The organism is Helicobacter pylori (assembly GCF_001653455.1).
Taxonomy (GTDB): domain Bacteria; phylum Campylobacterota; class Campylobacteria; order Campylobacterales; family Helicobacteraceae; genus Helicobacter; species Helicobacter pylori_A.
The window spans coordinates 1,103,574-1,121,423 of sequence record NZ_CP011486.1 but is presented as its reverse complement, the minus strand read 5'-3'; the positions used below and the strand labels follow the sequence as shown (position 1 = coordinate 1,121,423).

Sequence of the window (17,850 nt, the reverse complement as noted above, 5' to 3'; positions counted from 1 at the left end):
AAGATATAACGCTCTATTATAAGATAGTTTTAATTACAATTTTCAAATGGAAACTTTAAGAAAAAACATTTTAGCTTACTATGGGGCGAACTTTCTCTTAATGATTGCGCAAAGTTTGCCCCATGCGATTTTGACCCCCTTGTTGCTTTCTAAAGGGCTTAGTTTGAGCGAAATCTTGCTCGTGCAAACCTTTTTTAGCTTTTGCGTGCTGGTGGCTGAATACCCAAGCGGTGTTTTAGCGGATTTGATGAGTAGGAAAAATTTATTCCTTGTTTCTAATGCCTTTTTAATCGCTAGTTTTTCATTTGTGCTTTTTTTTGATAGCTTTATTTTCATGCTTTTAGCATGGGGGTTGTATGGTTTGTATAGCGCATGCTCTAGCGGCACGATTGAAGCTTCGCTGATTACAGACATTAAAGAAAATAAAAAAGATTTGTCTAAATTTTTAGCCAGAAACAATCAAATCGCTTATTTGAGCATGATTATAGGGAGTTCTTTAGGATCGTTTTTATACACAAAAATCCATGCGATGCTGTATATCGTGGGGATTTTTTTAATCATGCTCTGCACGCTAACGATCATTTTTTATTTTAAAGAAAAAGAAGGGGATTTTAAAAGCCAAAAAAGTTTGAAACTCCTTAAAGAGCAAGTCAAGGGCAGTCTTAAAGAGCTTAAAGACAACCCTAAGCTTAAAATCTTGTTAGTGGGGCATTTGATTGTGCCCATCTTTTTTATGAGCCATTTTCAAATGTGGCAAGCGTATTTTTTGAATCAAGGCATTAAAGAGCAATACCTTTTTATATTTTATATCGCTTTTCAAGTGATTTCTATCCTCATTCATTTTTTAAAAGCCTCCAGTTACAGCCAAAAAATCGCCTTGAGTTTGCTTGCGGTGTTGCTAGGCGTTAGCCCACTATTACTTACGAATATCCCTTATTGTTTCATAGGGGTGTATGCACTCATGGTGGCGTTTTTCACTTACATGAGCTATTGTTTGGGGTATCAATTTTCCAAATTTGTTTCTAAAAACAACATTTCATCGCTTTCATCGCTTTCATCAAGCTGTGTGCGTGTGGTTTCTGTGCTGGTTCTATCCTTAAGCAGTTTGGAATTGCACTATTTTTCGCCCTTGAGTGTTATCACCATGCATTTTGCCCTTACGCTTATCATTCTCTTTTTCTTTTTGTATAAGTCTAAGCCGTTTGATGCATGATGAATGCAGAATTTTAAAAAATGCTTTTAGCGTTTTTACAATTTAATACCAAAGCTTGATTTTAATCAAGCGGTCTTCTCGGGTTAGGGGGTTTTAGTTGGGGGTTAAGGGAGAGTTATTTCAAAATACCCCCTATCCCCTTAAGGGAATGAGTTTTATTTCAAAATAAGTTTTACAGCAAAATGAAACCCAAAACCTTAAAACAAAGTTTTAAGACTGCAACCTTTTAGCGATTTCTACAGCGACATCATAGCCATGATTTAATGCAGTAGCGATGCTCGCCCCTGATTTGAATAAAATATCGCCCACGATGAACAAATTAGGGATATTGTTGCTCTCTAAATTTGCTTTCACCACAGGGATATTGGTGCTAGGATCTAATTCTAAAGAACAGCGTTTGAAAAACTCTAAAGGGGTGGATCCGCCAATTGCATACAGCAAGCGATCAAAACTCTCGCTCGTGTTGTCAGTGAAATTGACCTTAATTTGAGCACCATCTTCTTCTAGGCTTTCAATATCCACCCCAAGCTTGCTTTTAAGCGTGTTGTTATCCAAGACTTCTTGCAAGCTTTTAGCGTTATCTTCATTGATGCGGCTGAATTCTTTTTTGCGGTAATTGAGGGTGGTGGGGGTGGTTTTGCACAAAGCAATAGCGTATTCCACCGCTGAATTGCCTCCTCCGATCACAAGGGTTTTTTCATTTTCCTTGCAATCATTGATGCTAAAAACCACTTGTTTGGAGAGTGCAACAGGGATTTTATAAGTAGGGCGGTTTGGCTGGCCCATTTTCCCAATCGCAACCACCACGAATTTAGCTTGATAGGTTGTATTAGAAGTGGTGGTGATTTTAAACAGATCGCCTTCTTTTTTCACGCTTTCAATATCGGTTTTATAACTTGGTGCAATATGATGTTCTTTTAAAAGATTGGTGAAATTCTCTAAAGTCTCTTCTTTAAAGCTGTCTTTAAAAGGGATATGCCCTTTAAGCTCTACGATTTGTTTTTTATAGTCTTTATCAATCTTTTTACCGGCTTTGTAAAACTTTTCCATCATGCCTGAATGGCTTTCGGTTTTTTCGCATAAAAGCGCTTTTTTAACGCCGGCTATTTCGCATTCTACGGCTGTGGCAATGCCTCCAGGCCCTGCACCCACAATCAACACATCTAAAATTTCTTGGTTCATTCTCTATCCTTTTTATTTTAATCCTTTTGGCGTTTTTCTTGCAAAATGGCTTCGTTCAAATCGCTTGCACTATCATACAACACGCTTTCAAGCATGCGTTTTTCATCGTCAAACTGACCGCTTTTAACCCCCCATAAAAACGCTATTAGGCCTATCAATCCCATAAGCACTGAGACAACTAACATGATGGTTAAAATTTCTGTATTCATCTCTATATCTTTTAGATTATTAGGATCACTTTGCCATTATACTAAAAGATAGCGTTTAAATCACCAATAGGTTGAATAAGTTTGGATAACATGAAAATAAAAACTAAAAAGAGAGTTTGGATGCAAGAAGCGTTGCTGCGTTTTCAAGAGGGTTTTAAAGAGTGGGGTTATCTTATTTTGTTTTTGTATTCTTTAGGGGGTGGGTTTGTAGGCATTGTCATCGCTTCTATTTTGAGTGCTACCACGCATGCTTTGGATATAAAAATAACGATTGTGGTCGCTTTTTTAGGAAACATGGTAGGGAGTGGGGCTCTTGTGGTCTTTGCCCGCTATCAAAAAAGAGAGTTTTTAAAGTATTTTCATAAGCACAGAAGAAAGCTTGCTTTGGCGAGTGTGTGGGTGAAACGCTACGCTTTTTTAATGATTTTTGTCAATAAATATTTGTATGGGATTAAAAGCGTTGTGCCTTTGGCGATCGGCTTTAGCAAGTACCCTTTAAAAAAGTTTTTATGGCTTAATGTTTTATCCAGTTTTTTGTGGGCGTTAATCGTGGGGGGCGTTTCTTTTAAAGCGAGCGATTGGGTGAAAACGATGTATGAAAGGCTTTCTCATTACACTTCGTTTTTTGTGATAGGTTTTGCTCTTATAGCGTTTTTAATATGGTTTTTATTGAAACGATATTCGCGCAAAATGGGTTTTTAAGCAAGATTTTTAATTAAACATGCTAGACTACGCTCACAAGCATTCGCATAAAGTGGGTGCGTTAATATCTTAAAAATAAGGATTGAGAACATGGGAAAAATTGGTATCTTTTTTGGGACAGATAGTGGGAACGCTGAAGCTATCGCTGAAAAAATCAGTGGCGTTATTGGTAATGCGGAAGTGATTGATGTGGCTAAAGCTTCTAAAGAGCAATTCAATGGCTTTAAAAATGTTATTCTAGTCGCTCCAACAGCCGGTGCGGGCGATTTGCAAACAGATTGGGAAGACTTTTTAGGCACGCTAGAAGCGAGCGATTTTGCGAATAAAACCATTGGGCTTGTAGGCTTGGGCGATCAAGACACTTACAGCGAAACTTTTGCAGAAGGCATTTTCCACATTTATGAAAAAGCTAAAGCCGGAAAAGTAGTAGGACACACTTCCACTGATGGCTATCATTTTGAAGCGTCTAAAGCGGTAGAAGGCGGTAAATTCGTGGGTCTAGTGATTGATGAAGACAATCAAGACGATTTGACTGATGGGAGGATTGCAAAATGGGTAGAACAAATTAAAGGTTCTTTCGCTTAATCTTTTAAGCCCTAAATTTTAGGGCTTTTTAACTTCTTTTATATCTTATTGATGCTAGAAATAGACAACCAAACCCCGCTTAAATTAGACTTTTTGTTGTTAGGAAAAATTGCAGATTTTTTAGCCCCCATTCAAATGGTTGAACTTGTTTTAGTGAGCAATGAAACCATGCGAGGAATCAACAGGGATTTAAGGAATTGCGATTACGCCACTGATGTTTTGAGCTTCCCTTTAGAAGCGATCCCTCACACCCCTTTAGGGAGCGTGGTGATTAATGCGCCGCTAGCCCAAGCCAACGCTCTAAAATTAGGGCATAGTTTAGAAAACGAGATCGCTTTATTATTCATTCATGGAATGTTGCATTTACTAGGCTATGACCATGAAAAAGACCAAGGCGAGCAACGCCAAAAGGAGAGCGAACTCATCAAAGCTTTTAACCTGCCTTTGAGTTTGATTGAGCGGGTGCAAGATTGATTTTTAGCTTTGTTCCATCAAATGCTGATAAATAAAGCTTTTAATTTCTTTTAAAATGGGGTTTTAATTACTTTGTTTTATATTTTAACCCTAATGCCCTCTAAAGGCGCTTCTTGATACAAATCGCTAGATTTTTTGCTTTTACCGGAAAAACCAAAATGTTTGGTGATTTCATTGAGCATGACTTTGTTTTTTAAATTTTATTTTATGGTAAAGGGGGGATAGGAGGTAAAACATTTCCTCTTGCAACCCCCCAACGAAATCCCGTTAACCCCCTAAGATTGCATTATAAAAAACTATCCTAGCGTCAAGCTCTTTTGTGTTGGATTATAAAAAATGATTTTAGTATTTTTTAAAGCCCCTCATAATAATAGGACTGCGTGATGCCTTTAATGAAAGTTAAAGGATCGTTGATGTTAGAACTCAAATGCTTTTTTAAAAGCGTTTTGATTTCCAAATCATTCACAGGGCTTCTCTCCATCGCGCTCAAATAAGCGGCTTTATCAATCCTATCCCAAAGAACGATTTTTTTCAATTCCTTTTTAAGCAACAAATCAAGCCATATCCTTGTGGCTCTGCCATTACCCTCTAAAAAAGGGTGGGCGATATTCATTTCCACATATTTTTCTATGATTTGATTGAAATTACTTTGCGGCATGCTCTCAATTCTGGGTAAAATCAAATCCAAATACAAGCAATTAGCGAACCTGAAATTCCCTTTAGAGATATTTTTATCCCTGATTTTCCCGGCAAATTCATACAGCCCTTCAAACAAACAACGATGGATTTCTTGCAAGCCTTTGATCGTGCCTACTTCTATGGTGTCAATATAACCGCTTTGGACTAAATGCTTGGCTTTTTCTAAACTTTTTCTGTCTAAATGCATATCGCGCTTCTTTTAAAGAGTGTAATTCTTTAGGGGCGCATTTTTTTCACGCTTTCATGGCATGCTTCTATAAACGCTCCCCTAACCCCCCTTTTTTCTAAAACGCTCAAGCCTTCAATCGTTACGCCTTTAGGGGTGCAAATTTGCTCTGTAATCATCTCAGGGCGTTCTTGTTCTAAAAGCTTGGCAAAGCCTTTAAAACTCATTTTCACTAATTCTAAAGAATCTCTAGCGTTCAAGCCCTCTCTAATGCCGGCGTCTTTCAAACTGCTCGCTACTAAGCTTAAAAAAGCGAGCGCGCTCCCATTGGTGGCGACGCTAGAATCCACCTGCTCTTCACTGCCCACTCGCACGCAACTCCCAAAGCTTTCAATGATACTCAAAGCCTTTTGGCTTATCAAAGGTGCAACTGATTTTTCGCACACCGCCGTAGAAGAAAGGGCGAATTTGCTTGCAATATTGGGCATGCATTTGAGGTAATGTGAAGAATCAATCGCGTCCTTTAAGGCTTCAAAATTCACCCCGGCTAATGCGCTCAAAACGCTTTTGGCTTGCCCTTGATAGTTAAAATCCTTAAGGTTATAAGGCTTAAAAAGTAAAAATACGAATTTTTCATGCACATTAATAGCGTTTTTGTAATGCACAATTTGAGCTTGAATGTTTTTTTCTTGTAAAAAGGGGGCGATTTTTTCAGGGTTTCTCCCGGTGATTTCTAAAATAAAACGCTTGGACAAAATTTCATGCGAGCCTTCTAAAATCGCTTGAGCCATATTCCCATAGCCAATGAATTGCAAAGTTTCCATGACGCCCCTTTTTTGAAATTTTTAAAACCCCATGATGTAATTGATATAAAAGGTATAAAGCCTTCTGTAGCTCACATCAGCCCCAGCGCTGCTCAAATACGCTTGATTGATGAGAGGCACTTTAATCCCAAATTCCACGCTCTTTTGGCTGATAACCCCTTGATTGTGGAATTTTTGAGCAAAACGCTTAAACTCCGCAAAGTTGGTGCGCACCCCAAAATTCAGCATCACTTGAAAATTCGTTGAATGGATGTCATTAGCGTTCCCCCAATTGTCAATGATTTGTTGCTTTAAAGAGCTAAGCCATGTCGTGCCGCCTAGTTGGACCCCAGCAAATAGCCCAAAATTCAACGCTTTCGTGTTGTAAGTCCTCCTGAATAAATTCCATAAAAAATCCGTGCCTACCCCATAAGCAAAGATATTCGCTTTCACGCTTTGATTAGCCACGCCGATCTCACTAAAGCCGTAATCAAAGAAAAAATAATGCCTAAGACCCAATTTCCTAGCCTTACCAAAGAAGTATTTATAGCCTATGCCAACCCCTAAGCCATTACTCATGCCATGTTGGGTGCTTTTAGCGGGTGCATACTGGCTTAAAATGGGTTGAGCGCCGTAGCTATTGGCTTGATTTTGCGCGTTTTGAACCTGATTCCTGGCGTTAATCATCGCATCAATGAGTTTTTGTTGCACCATAAAGAAGGTTTTATCCCCTAAAAGCTGCCGTAAGGTTTGAGAGAATGACTGAATGGTGGTCGTGTTAGAAGTGATTTCTTGAAGCAAGGTTAAAATCGCATTAGGGCTAATGTCGTTTTGTAAGGCTTGAAACCCTTGAGAAACGGCGCTCGTAATGGCTTGAAAAGCGCTTTTAAGGCTCTCATTACTAGCGTTATTGTCATTATTTTGGATAAACCCGGCGGTTTTAATAAATTCGGTGAGCAAATTAATTAAATTATTCGTATCGCTCACCCCGTTCGTTGGGATTGCCCCTAAAAGGTTGATAAGCCCACCGGAGCAACTGCCACTATTACCACCGCTACCATTACCGCACAAACTGCTGAGGCTGTTGCTATTGCTTTTTAGCGCTTCAAAGAATTGTTTTAAGCCGTTTTCAACGCCCTTGTTATTCCCTGAACTGGCGATGATGTTGGCTATTTTTTGAGCGTCGCTATAGACTTTTTGCAAGCTGCTGTCGGTTGTGGTTGCGGTAGTTGCTGTGGCGCTTTGTTGTTTGTTGGGTTCATAACAATTGCTCTTATTCGTTCCATTCGTGCATGTTTGATAAGCGTTATTAGTATAAGTCCCTAATTTCCCATCGCTGGCGTCTGTGAGCATTTGATAAGCTGTAGTGATTTGATTAGTGCCATTTCCACTGCTTCCACCACTCGCACCATTGCCCCCATTAACGCCCTTAAGATTTGTGATGATTTGATTGAGCAACCCACCGCTAGTGAGCGTGATTTGTTGGACATTGTAGGTGATGCTGTTCCCACCGTTGCTCCCGCTTTGAGTTGTTGCTTGTGTTTGATACCCTAAAGCGCTTTGCAACCCGCTGTAATAAGCCTTAGAATCGGACCATTGCTGATAGCACCAGTTAGCGTTTCCATTCGTTCCATTCGCGCATGTGCTGTTATTGGTTGTTGCACCACTTGTTTGTTGGTTTTGCTGGCTTTGAGCGATTAAAGCGTTCATGTCTGTAGGCACTTGCTGGTTAATCGTATTGATGAGCTGGTAGAAATTCGCCCTTAATTGGATGCGTAAATCTTGGTTATTAGTGGTCATATCTTGCGATTGATTCCCGGTAGTGTTGTAAATCGCATTCGCCCAAGCTTGGATATTATTGTCTTGGTTTTGAAAAGCGCTTTGAACGCTTTGTTGGAAATTGCTGACATTTTGCAACACGGTGTTTAAAGCCCCCATTACCGTGCTGTTAGGGGATTGTGTGGTTGCCCCACTGCTTTGAGCTAAGTTAGTCGTTTTAGTTTCTTCTTCATTGTTCACAACCACCATCGCTTTTAGTTTAGAAGCGTTGCTTTTAGTTTGAGTGCTAGCACTAGTCCCATTAGAGCTTAAAATATTTTGCAATTGGGAGTTCCCGCTGAGACTCAAACCACTAGAAGAGCTGGTATTATTGCATGAGCTTGTCCCGGATTGCGTCCCATTGTTGCATAATATTTTGGCGTTGTTTTGCAAATTTTGTTCTGAAGTTTTTAAAGAGTTATAAACGCTCCACACTTGAGAAACAAGGTTGAAAGAATTCACGCCGATTTGCTCTTTGCCATTAATGGTTTGGACTTTGGAGGTAGCGACTAAAGAATTGTCAAAGCTATTTGCGTTACTTGTGGAGCTTGTTGCTGAGCATGAAATCCCGTTAGAAGCATTGCTAGAAAGACTTCCGGTGGCAGTCATGCAATCATACGCGCTGATATTTTGCCCTTGAGCGTTGGTAACGGTGCCAATTTGGTAATTATTAGAAGTGTTTTTGAGCAGGTTTTTAGGCTCACTAAAACTGATCCAATTAATTTGTTTTAAAGCGTTGTTGTATTGTTCTATCGTGCTTTCATAGGCTTGAAAATTCAAGGCGTTGTGCAAATTGTTTAAATTGTAAGTGGTGTTATTGATCGCATTGTTGTCTAAAGTGTTGATAGCGACGCTTTGGAGTTTTTGGGCAATGGCTTGGACTTGCTGGTTAGCTTGGTTGTTTGAAGTGGGGGTTGCGGCTAAAGGGGCTAATTCTTGGATAAATTGTTCTAAACATTGGACTTGGCTAGTGCAACCGTTATTTTGGGATCCGTTTGCACTATTACTCAATGTCCCTTGTAAAGTGTTCATTAAAAGGGTGTTGTTGTATTGTTGTTGGTTGTTGCTGTTTGAAGAAGTAGAGCCTAAAATGGAATTGGTTGGATAGAACACGACTTGTCCTGGCGGGTTTAACACCACATGCGTTGTGGTCGTGGTGGGGAAATATCCTACCCCTAAAGTGGTTAGAGCGTTGATAAGAGCGCTCACATAAGCGGTATTGTCGCTGGAAGCGTTCACTGCACTGGTTAGGTTGGTGATTAAGGATTGCACATAAGTGGTGGTCGTGGTTTTAGTGATGCTGTTTTCAATTTCTTGCAACAATTCTGTCATGGATTGCGCGGTGTTTTGGAGCTGGGCTTTGACTTCTTGGGTGTTATTGCTAGGATTAAGGCTATTCACAGAGCTAATGATGCTAGAGCTTAGTGCAATGCCTTCGTTAAAAGCGCCTTGAGTGTTGGAAAGGAGTTTGGCTGTGATTTGTGAAGAGTGGGCTTTTAAGGGGTCAGAGCTTCCTTTAAGCCCTATGATTTGTTGGGAAATGTTAGAGATTTGACGGCTAGAATAAAAATCTTTTCTTTTGCCAATTTGGTTTAAGATATTAGAAATGCCTTCTAGTTGGTTGCCTACGGTATTGCTCACCCCATAGCCTAAGGCGTCAATGACGCTTTGAGAGCTTAAAGTAATCAAACCGGTGGTAGGGCCTGCAACATTAATCGCGCTTTGAGTAACGCTATTGATGATGCTTTCATTTTCTAAGAGTTGTTTGTTATTGATAAATTGCTGCGTGCCACCGATTTGATAGCCTACAGACATATACCAGCCATTATCTTCAGCTAAGAGGGAGCTGATTAAAAGGAGCGGTATGAGTTTTTTAGCTTTTTTTATCATCTATTTTCCCTTATTGTATTCAATTAAAAACCTATGTTGTAGCCCACATAAAAACTAAAAGCTCTTCTATACTTCGCTGTAACGCCTTCTGATTGGTAATAGGTGTGATAAAGTACCGGTATTTTAAGGCCAAATTCCACCCCTTGAGAAAAACGAGACCTTCTTTGCTTGGCGATCTTGGAAAAATTAGTCCTTATACCTAGATCAAAAAGGAGTTGGAAAGAAGTGTCTTTAGGCTTGAGGTGGTTGCCATCCACTTGATCTAAAAAATTCGTTTTCCAGGTTTGCCCTGCAAATTGAATGCCGGCAAAAAAACCTATATCTATCGCTTCAGTCCCCCTTTTTCGGGTGAAAACATTATAAAGGAAGTCCGTGCCTGCACCATAGCTAGAGAGCGTGGCTTTCACTAAAGAGGGGTTTGAGCCAAATTGCGCGTAACCAAAATCATAAAAGCCATAATACCTAAGCCCAAACATGCGCTTTTTGCCAAAGAATTGCTTATAGCCCATTTTCACGCCAAAGCCGTTCATGTTGTTAGAATTAGAATTATGCTCTAAGAAATTCCTAGCAAAGCCCATTTGATAAACTTGATTCACTTTAGTTTGCATTTCATTAATCACCCCACCAATCACCTCTTTAGAGCGATAAAGCCCATAAGCCATTAAAGTTTTTGCTGTGGGGGAATAGGGGTTGGCTAAGATCTTGTCAATTTGCGCGGTGGTTGGGGCGTTTGTGGCTTGCTCTAGTTGGTTTATGATCACTTTTTGTTCTTGTTGGGCTTGTTGTGGGGTTAAACTATTTTGTGGGGTTGAATTATTGTTATTAACTTTCCCTCCATAGCTAGGTAAAAAATTCAAACCCTTGTTGTTCAAATCCAAGTAGGGAGCGACCCAATTGGTGATGAAATTCCCATACGCTTGGGTGTTATTGAGCAAGCTTTCCCCATAGTTGATAGCGTCTTGCATTTGCTTATAATCTGAAGTGCCTGTGAGTTTAGCGGCCTTGTTGGCAAAAACTTGCATGCCTGAAAAAATCATAGAAGCGGTGATGCCATTAGCGATGATGCTATCAGCTAAATAATAGACTGCAGAGCTAGGGTGGTAGGTGTATTGGCCATTGCCTGATCCTACCGTCGCTCCAGCGGGCAAGGTTTTTAAGGGGGCTTGGTTGCCGTTATTGCCGTTTTTGGTGTAATAGCCCGGACCGCTAAAACTTTGATAGCCTTGTTGGGAATCGCTGCCATTAGGGGCTTTGTTGTAAGTGAAGCCAAATTGCTTTTCATTCGCTAAGCCCCCTAAAATCCCTGCTTGCATCAAAGCTTGGAAGATGTTTTGGGCGTTTTGGGCGATGGATTTGGCTTCGTTAGTAGCGGTGCATTGGTTTTGGCTGCTGCAGATGTTTTGACCATTATTTGCGGTGGCTAAGCCGTCTTGCAAAAGGTGTTGCAACACTTCAGGGCTAAAATTCACTGAACCATTGCTATTAAAAGATTTATTCGTTAGAGTTTGGTTATACCAAAGCGTGGTTAAAGCGGTGGTAATGTCATTGTTTAAAGCGTCCATGACAGTGGCTAAACCTTCAGGTAAAGCAATAACGGTGCTTTGATTGCCAAATTTGACATTAAAAACTTTGGTGTTAGCAAGATTTTCAGGGTTACGGATTAAAGTCTCGCCGATGAGTTGGGTGAGTTTGTCTAAATTATTGACTAAAGATTGCATATCAAAAGTAGCATTGACATTGCCTCTGGGGGGGTTGTTGCCTGTATCGCCATTTTGGGCGTTTGGTTGATAACCCCCCGCATAAAGCAAACATCTTTTGGAAGGATCAGGGCAGAGCATTTGCATTAAAACTCTCGTTTGTTGGCCCATCGCTTCTAAATAATAGGCTAAAGGCACCGCCGCAGATTCTAGAGCGATAGCGTTTTGGCGGATATAAGTGGATGCGTCTTGACTGGCTTTAAGTCCTGAGTTATCCACCCTTTGAACGGCTAAAGAAGTTTGATAACTCACCCCCATAAAAAACCCATCATCTTCTGCCGCTAAAGGGTTAAGAAAAAATAAGGGGAGTAGGCTAGAAGAGATAAGCCATTTTTTATTAAAGATAAAGTTTTGCAAAGGGTTATCCTTTTTTGTTTTTAAAAGATTTGAGTTATCCTAGTTTTATTTTATTTATCATTTAGTTTAGTGATTAGTCGCTTAATTATTGATTAAAATGGGCTGTTTTAAGCGCTTAAAATCTTTTCAATAATGGTTTTGGCGCCATCTTTGGCGATTTTTTGTTGCAATTTGTCGCTGATAAGGGTTAGGTTTTTCTTGTCTTGATCGTCTTTTTGGTTGAGTTTTCTAATGACTTCAAAGAGTTTTCTGGGCAATAGTTCGTTTTGAGGCACAATATAGCACAGGTTTTCTTTTTCAAATTCTAAGACATTGTAGTATTGGTGGTTGTTGCTCGCAAAAGGATAAGGGATAAAAATCGTGGGTAAGCCATTAGCGCACAATTCCCACACGCTGCTCGCACCCGCTCTGCTCACGCACAAATCCGCTTTTTGCATGACTTCTATAATATTATTATGGAATGCAAAGAGCGCTATCTTATCTAATAGCCCTAATTCTTGGTAGTAGATACGCATTCTTTCATAAGAGTTTGATCCGCAAATATGCGTGATTTTAATCCCTTGTTTGGTGAGTTTAGGAGCGTTAAGCAGTGCAAATTCATTGATCGCTCTTGCCCCTTGCGAACCGCCTAAAAATAAAATATGCTTGATTTCAGTGCGAGTCCTAGCGTGATCAAAAAAAACATTTTGCACGGGATAGGAGGTTACAACATGATTACCCTTATCTTTAAACGCATAGCTTGAAAACACGGCTTTAGCTTTAGGGGAAAGGTAGCGATTGAGAGAGCCTTTGATCGCATTTTGCTCATGGATATAAAGGGGTATTTTATTGAGTAAGCTTGCAAAACTCGCAGGCCCCGCACTAAACCCCCCCACGCTAATGGTGTGCGTGATCTGGTGTTTTTTTAAAATTTCTTTGGCTTTGAAAGTGGCTTTAGCTTGCAAGAACAAAGAGCCTATTTTTTTAAAAAAGCTTTTATTGACCACGCCTTGCGTGTTGAAAAAATAGCGTTCACTAAACAGGGGGCTATTTTCAAACCATTCTTTATCCTGCCCGTAAGTTGAGCCTAGATAAATCGCTTCTATGCCTTGTTTTTCTAATTCTATGGCTAAGGCTTTAGCGATAGAGAGATGTCCGCCTGTGCCTCCCCCTGTAAGAGCGACTTTCATGCTTAAACCTTAAGCTCGTTCTTTTTCTTTAATCACAAAGCTTTTTAAAGGATCTCTAAAGCCAAAATCCGGATAATCCATCATAGAAAGCGCCACTTGAGCGCCAAAGCCATTTTTGGAATTAAACACTAACGGGGCTAAGAAATTAACCATAGAATCTTCTAAATTTTTTTGCAACACGACCACACAATACACCTCTACTTTAGAATGAGAATCTAATTCTAGCAGTAATTCTATGTATTTGGGTATCACAAAACTATATTCTCTCAAACAATAAGGATTCACTAAGACCATATCCAACGCCATGGGGGAGTTTGTTTGACTGACTAACCGGCTAAAGAGGGAGTCAATCTTTTCCAAACGCACTTCGCTGATATGCTCAAATCCTAAAATGGGGGCTTTTAAAAAGTAATTCACTAGACTATCCTTTTTAATTTAATGCTTTGTTGTATAATTTTAAAAAAATACGCAACAATTAAAAGCGTAAAAGCAAAAGGCGTTCCAAAATTAAGGATCGTTTTATTTTAGGATAAAAATAATAATGAAACAAGAACCCACCACTTACCAACCCCAAGAGATAGAAAAAAAGATTTATGAAATTTGCTCTCATAGGGGGTATTTTGAAATTGATGGCAATGAAGAAATCCAAGAAAAAGGCAAACGATTTTGCTTGATGATGCCTCCTCCTAATGTGACCGGTGTCTTGCATATTGGGCATGCTTTGACTTTAAGCTTGCAAGACATTTTAGCGCGTTATAAACGCATGGACGGGTATAAGACTTTGTATCAGCCAGGGTTGGATCACGCTGGGATTGCTACGCAAAATGTTGTAGAAAAGCAACTTTTAAGTCAAGGGATTAAAAAAGAAGATTTAGGGCGCGAAGAGTTTATTCAAAAAGTGTGGGAGTGGAAAGAAAAAAGCGGGGGAGCGATTTTAGAGCAAATGAAGCATTTAGGCGTGAGCGCGGCTTTTTCTAGGACTCGTTTCACGATGGATAAGGGCTTGCAAAGAGCGGTTAAATTGGCGTTTTTAAAATGGTATGAGCAAGGCTTGATCGTTCAAGACCATTACATGGTGAATTGGTGCACGAAAGACGGGGCGTTGAGCGATATTGAAGTGGAGTATGAAGAGCGTAAGGGGGCGTTGTATTATATTAGATATTATTTGGAAAATCAAAAAGATTATTTGGTGGTGGCTACCACGCGTCCTGAAACTTTGTTTGGCGATAGCGCGCTGATGGTCAATCCTAATGATGAAAGATACCAGCATTTAGTGGGGCAAAAAGTGATCTTGCCTTTAATCAATCGCACAATCCCTATCATCGCTGATTTGCAGGTGGAAATGGAGTTTGGCACAGGGTGTGTGAAAGTAACCCCTGGGCATGATTTTAACGATTATGAAGTGGGGAAACGCCACCATTTGGAAATGATTAAAATCTTTGATGAAAAGGGGATTTTAAACGCGCATTGCGGGGAGTTTGAAAATTTGGAGCGTTTAGAAGCCAGAGACAAGGTCGTAGAAAAATTAAAAGAAAACGCCTTATTAGAAAAGATAGAAGAGCATGTGCATCAAGTGGGGCATTGCTATCGTTGCCATAATGTGGTAGAGCCTTATGTGTCTAAGCAATGGTTTGTGAAGCCTGAAATCGCTCAAAATTCCATTGAAAAAATCCAACAAGGTTTAGCGCAATTCTACCCCCCTAATTGGATCAATAATTATAACGCTTGGATGAGGGAATTACGCCCTTGGTGCATCAGCAGGCAATTGTTTTGGGGGCATCAAATACCGGTGTTTACTTGCGAAAATAACCACCAATTCGCAAGCCTAGATACCCCCTTAAATTGCCCTACTTGCAAGAGTGAAAAACTAGAGCAAGATAAAGATGTGCTAGACACTTGGTTTAGTTCAGGGCTGTGGGCGTTTTCCACGCTAGGGTGGGGGCAAGAAAAAAGCGATTTGTTTAATGAAAACGATTTGAAAGATTTCTACCCGAACACCACGCTCATTACCGGGTTTGACATCCTCTTTTTTTGGGTGGCTAGAATGCTTTTTTGCAGCGAGTCGCTTTTGGGCGAATTGCCTTTTAAAGACATTTACTTGCACGCCTTGGTTAGGGACGAAAAGGGCGAAAAAATGAGCAAATCTAAAGGCAATGCGATAGATCCTTTAGAGGTGATAGAAAAATACGGCGCGGATAGTTTGCGTTTCACTTTAGCCAATTTGTGCGCCACAGGCAGAGACATTAAGCTTTCTACCACGCATTTAGAAAACAACAAGAATTTCGCTAACAAGCTTTTTAACGCAGTGAGTTATTTGAAACTCAAACAAGAATCTTTTAAAGACAAAGAGCGCTTGAGTGAATACCAAACGCCTTTAGGGCGTTATGCGAAATCGCGCTTAAATTTAGCAACTAAAGAGGTGCGCAACGCTTTGGATAATTATCGTTTTAACGATGCGACGACTTTACTATACCGCTTTTTGTGGGGGGAATTTTGCGATTGGTTCATTGAATTTTCTAAAGTGGAAAATGAAGCGATAGACGAATTGGGGAGCGTGTTAAAAGAGGCTTTAAAACTCTTGCACCCTTTCATGCCCTTTATTAGCGAGTCTTTATACCACAAGCTCAGCAACACAGAGCTAGAAAATGCACGCTCTATTATGGTGATGCCTTACCCTAAAGAAATGGTGCGAGATGAAAAATTAGAGCATGAATTTGAAGTGATTAAGGATAGCATTGTGTCTTTAAGGCGTTTAAAGATCATGCTAGAAACCCCACCGATTGTTTTAAAAGAAGCGAGCGTGGGATTGAGAGAAGCCATAGAAAACACAGAGCGTTTGCAAACTTACGCTCAAAAATTAGCGAAATTAGAAAAAGTCAGTATGACCGCTTCTAAGCCTTTAAAAAGCGCAAGCGATGTGGGGGAATTTTGCCAAACTTATGCGAATTTAGAAAATCTTGACATTAGCCCCTTGGTTATGCGCCTAAAAAAGCAGTTAGAAAAACTGGAAAAAGAAAAACTAAAACTCAATTTGCACAATGAAAATTTTGTCAAAAACGCTCCTAAAAGCGTGCTAGAAAAAGCGCAAGAGAATTTAAAAACGCTTTTAGAAAAAGAGAGTAAAATCCAGCAAGAATTGGACTTATTAGAACAACCATAATCAAAGGATAGAACATGTTTCAAGCATTAAGCGATGGGTTTAAAAACGCGCTCAATAAAATCCGCTTTCAAGATGATGAAAAGGCGTTAGACAGGGCGTTAGATGAATTGAAAAAAACGCTTTTAAAAAACGATGTGCATCATAAGGTCGCTAGAGAATTGTTAAAAAAAGTGGAAACGCAAACTAAAGCGAATGGCATTGGCAAGCAACAATTTTTAGACGCTTTAGAAAAGAGTCTGTTAGAAATTTTAAGCGCTAAAGGGAGCAGTGGTTTTACTTTCGCTCAAACGCCCCCAACCGTGGTGTTAATGGCAGGTTTGCAAGGGAGCGGGAAGACAACCACCACCGCTAAACTCGCCCACTATTTAAAAACCAAAAATAAAAAAGTGCTTTTATGTGCATGCGATTTGCAACGCTTAGCGGCGGTGGAGCAATTAAAGGTTTTGGGCGAACAAGTGGGCGTGGAAGTCTTTCATGAAGAAAATAAAAGCGTGCAAGAAATCGCTAATAACGCTTTAAAAAGAGCCAAAGAAGCGCAATTTGATGTGTTGATCGTGGATAGCGCAGGGCGTTTAGCGATTGATAAAGAGCTTATGAAAGAATTAAAAGAAGTTAAAGCAATCTTAAACCCCCATGAAGTGCTGTATGTCGCAGACGCGTTGAGCGGGCAAGATGGGGTCAAAAGCGCGAACACCTTTAATGAAGAAATAGGCGTGAGCGGGGTGGTGTTAAGCAAATTTGATAGCGATTCTAAAGGGGGTATCGCTTTAGGCATCACTTATCAATTGGGCTTACCCTTGCGTTTTATTGGGAGCGGGGAAAAAATCCCTGATTTAGACATGTTTGTGCCTGAAAGGATTGTGGGGCGTTTGATGGGGGCTGGAGATATTATCTCGCTCGCTGAAAAAACCGCCAGCGTTTTAAACCCTAATGAAGCCAAAGATTTAAGCAAAAAGCTCAAAAAAGGGCAATTCACTTTCAACGATTTTTTAAACCAAATTGAAAAGGTGAAAAAATTAGGCTCTATGAGTTCTCTAATTTCTATGATTCCAGGTTTAGGGAATATGGCAAGCGCCTTAAAAGACACGGATTTAGAAAATTCTTTGGAAGTGAAAAAAATCAAGGCCATGGTCAATTCCATGACCAAAAAAGAGCAAGAAAACCCCGAGATTTTAAACGGCAGCCGAAGAAAAAGGATCGCATTAGGGAGCGGTTTAGAAGTGTCTGAAATCAATCGCATCATCAAACGCTTTGATCAAGCGAGCAAAATGGCCAAACGCTTAACCAATAAAAAGGGCATTAGCGATTTGATGAATTTAATGAGTCAGGCTAAAAATCAAACACCCCCTAAAATGCGTTAAATTTAAGCATTTTTTGGGTGCTTTTGTTGTATAATCCCAAATTTAATATGAATATTTTAGGAGATTTTTATGACAGTCATTAGACTCACTCGTGTTGGCAGAAAGAAAAAGCCTTTTTACAGAGTGGTGGTAACCGATTCTAGGAAAAGAAGAGATGGGGGTTGGATTGAATCCATTGGGTATTACAATCCCTTAAGCGAGCCTAAAGATATTAAGATTGATAAAGAGCGCTTGAATTATTGGAAAGGCGTGGGGGCTAAAATGAGCGAGAGAGTGGAAAAACTTTCTCAAAAAGCTTAAGGTTT

Annotated in this window: 15 protein-coding genes; 7 read left to right on the top strand and 8 right to left on the bottom strand. The window is 40.0% G+C overall.

Annotated features, from left to right (window positions below; translation table 11 throughout):
* Positions 1-46 precede the first annotated feature (46 nt).
* Positions 47-1,213, top strand: coding sequence for an HP1165 family MFS efflux transporter (locus AA977_RS05295; protein ID WP_064434850.1), 1,167 nt, complete (start codon positions 47-49; stop codon positions 1,211-1,213).
* Positions 1,214-1,423: 210 nt separating this feature from the next.
* On the opposite strand, the gene AA977_RS05290 is transcribed toward AA977_RS05295, so the two are convergent.
* Positions 1,424-2,395 (bottom strand): NAD(P)-binding domain-containing protein, encoded by a 972-nt coding sequence (locus AA977_RS05290; protein ID WP_064434849.1) that lies wholly within the window; start codon positions 2,393-2,395, stop codon positions 1,424-1,426.
* A gap of 17 nt (positions 2,396-2,412) precedes the next feature.
* Positions 2,413-2,604, bottom strand: a complete 192-nt coding sequence (gene ccoS / locus AA977_RS05285; protein ID WP_064434848.1) for a cbb3-type cytochrome oxidase assembly protein CcoS — start codon at positions 2,602-2,604, stop codon at positions 2,413-2,415.
* A 120-nt stretch (positions 2,605-2,724) separates the two neighbouring features.
* Between ccoS and AA977_RS05280 the strand changes: the two genes are divergently transcribed.
* The 3 genes from AA977_RS05280 (at position 2,725) to ybeY (ending at position 4,365) form a co-directional block, all read left to right on the top strand.
* The gene (locus AA977_RS05280; protein WP_064434847.1) at positions 2,725-3,306 is read left to right on the top strand and encodes a DedA family protein; all 582 of its coding nucleotides are present in this window, start codon (positions 2,725-2,727) and stop codon (positions 3,304-3,306) included.
* A gap of 90 nt (positions 3,307-3,396) precedes the next feature.
* On the top strand, positions 3,397-3,891 hold the full coding sequence (locus AA977_RS05275) for a flavodoxin (protein WP_000516030.1): 495 nt from the start codon (positions 3,397-3,399) through the stop codon (positions 3,889-3,891).
* A 51-nt stretch (positions 3,892-3,942) separates the two neighbouring features.
* Positions 3,943-4,365, top strand: a complete 423-nt coding sequence (gene ybeY, locus AA977_RS05270) for an rRNA maturation RNase YbeY (protein WP_064434846.1) — start codon at positions 3,943-3,945, stop codon at positions 4,363-4,365.
* A gap of 352 nt (positions 4,366-4,717) precedes the next feature.
* Here the strand turns inward: ybeY and fic are convergent, their stop codons facing one another.
* The 6 genes from fic to fliW all read right to left on the bottom strand — a co-directional run bounded on the left by fic (position 4,718) and on the right by fliW (position 13,441).
* Entirely contained in the window at positions 4,718-5,251 is a 534-nt protein-coding gene (gene fic, locus AA977_RS05265; RefSeq protein ID WP_064434845.1) for a protein adenylyltransferase Fic, read from the bottom strand.
* Positions 5,252-5,280: 29 nt separating this feature from the next.
* A complete protein-coding gene (gene proC, locus AA977_RS05260) occupies positions 5,281-6,054 on the bottom strand; it encodes a pyrroline-5-carboxylate reductase (protein WP_064434844.1) in 774 nt (257 codons plus the stop codon).
* Between the two features lie 21 nt (positions 6,055-6,075).
* Positions 6,076-9,741: a Hop family outer membrane protein HopL gene (gene hopL / locus AA977_RS05255; RefSeq protein ID WP_064434843.1), complete on the bottom strand. Its 3,666-nt coding sequence runs from the start codon at positions 9,739-9,741 to the stop codon at positions 6,076-6,078.
* 23 nt (positions 9,742-9,764) lie between these two features.
* Positions 9,765-11,855: a Hop family outer membrane protein HopI gene (gene hopI / locus AA977_RS05250; RefSeq protein WP_064434842.1), complete on the bottom strand. Its 2,091-nt coding sequence runs from the start codon at positions 11,853-11,855 to the stop codon at positions 9,765-9,767.
* Between the two features lie 107 nt (positions 11,856-11,962).
* Complete coding sequence (gene murG / locus AA977_RS05245) at positions 11,963-13,024, bottom strand: undecaprenyldiphospho-muramoylpentapeptide beta-N-acetylglucosaminyltransferase (protein WP_064434841.1); 1,062 nt, start codon at positions 13,022-13,024, stop codon at positions 11,963-11,965.
* A 9-nt stretch (positions 13,025-13,033) separates the two neighbouring features.
* Positions 13,034-13,441: a flagellar assembly protein FliW gene (gene fliW / locus AA977_RS05240; protein WP_020972764.1), complete on the bottom strand. Its 408-nt coding sequence runs from the start codon at positions 13,439-13,441 to the stop codon at positions 13,034-13,036.
* A gap of 124 nt (positions 13,442-13,565) precedes the next feature.
* Between fliW and valS the strand changes: the two genes are divergently transcribed.
* From valS to rpsP, 3 genes are all read left to right on the top strand, one after another.
* Entirely contained in the window at positions 13,566-16,184 is a 2,619-nt protein-coding gene (gene valS / locus AA977_RS05235) for a valine--tRNA ligase (RefSeq protein WP_064434840.1), read from the top strand.
* Positions 16,185-16,198: 14 nt separating this feature from the next.
* The gene (gene ffh / locus AA977_RS05230; RefSeq protein WP_064434839.1) at positions 16,199-17,545 is read left to right on the top strand and encodes a signal recognition particle protein; all 1,347 of its coding nucleotides are present in this window, start codon (positions 16,199-16,201) and stop codon (positions 17,543-17,545) included.
* A gap of 69 nt (positions 17,546-17,614) precedes the next feature.
* Entirely contained in the window at positions 17,615-17,845 is a 231-nt protein-coding gene (rpsP, locus tag AA977_RS05225; RefSeq protein ID WP_000216137.1) for a 30S ribosomal protein S16, read from the top strand.
* Positions 17,846-17,850 lie beyond the last annotated feature (5 nt).

Excerpts from the sequence above, each read along its gene's own strand:
- AA977_RS05295 (WP_064434850.1), top strand. The coding sequence starts at position 47 with ATGGAAACTTTAAGAAAAAACATTTTAGCTTACTATGGGGCGAACTTT.
- AA977_RS05290 (WP_064434849.1), bottom strand. The coding sequence starts at position 2,395 with ATGAACCAAGAAATTTTAGATGTGTTGATTGTGGGTGCAGGGCCTGGA.
- ccoS (WP_064434848.1), bottom strand. The coding sequence starts at position 2,604 with ATGAATACAGAAATTTTAACCATCATGTTAGTTGTCTCAGTGCTTATG.
- AA977_RS05280 (WP_064434847.1), top strand. The coding sequence starts at position 2,725 with ATGCAAGAAGCGTTGCTGCGTTTTCAAGAGGGTTTTAAAGAGTGGGGT.
- AA977_RS05275 (WP_000516030.1), top strand. The coding sequence starts at position 3,397 with ATGGGAAAAATTGGTATCTTTTTTGGGACAGATAGTGGGAACGCTGAA.
- ybeY (WP_064434846.1), top strand. The coding sequence starts at position 3,943 with ATGCTAGAAATAGACAACCAAACCCCGCTTAAATTAGACTTTTTGTTG.
- fic (WP_064434845.1), bottom strand. The coding sequence starts at position 5,251 with ATGCATTTAGACAGAAAAAGTTTAGAAAAAGCCAAGCATTTAGTCCAA.
- proC (WP_064434844.1), bottom strand. The coding sequence starts at position 6,054 with ATGGAAACTTTGCAATTCATTGGCTATGGGAATATGGCTCAAGCGATT.
- hopL (WP_064434843.1), bottom strand. The coding sequence starts at position 9,741 with ATGATAAAAAAAGCTAAAAAACTCATACCGCTCCTTTTAATCAGCTCC.
- murG (WP_064434841.1), bottom strand. The coding sequence starts at position 13,024 with ATGAAAGTCGCTCTTACAGGGGGAGGCACAGGCGGACATCTCTCTATC.
- valS (WP_064434840.1), top strand. The coding sequence starts at position 13,566 with ATGAAACAAGAACCCACCACTTACCAACCCCAAGAGATAGAAAAAAAG.
- ffh (WP_064434839.1), top strand. The coding sequence starts at position 16,199 with ATGTTTCAAGCATTAAGCGATGGGTTTAAAAACGCGCTCAATAAAATC.
- rpsP (WP_000216137.1), top strand. The coding sequence starts at position 17,615 with ATGACAGTCATTAGACTCACTCGTGTTGGCAGAAAGAAAAAGCCTTTT.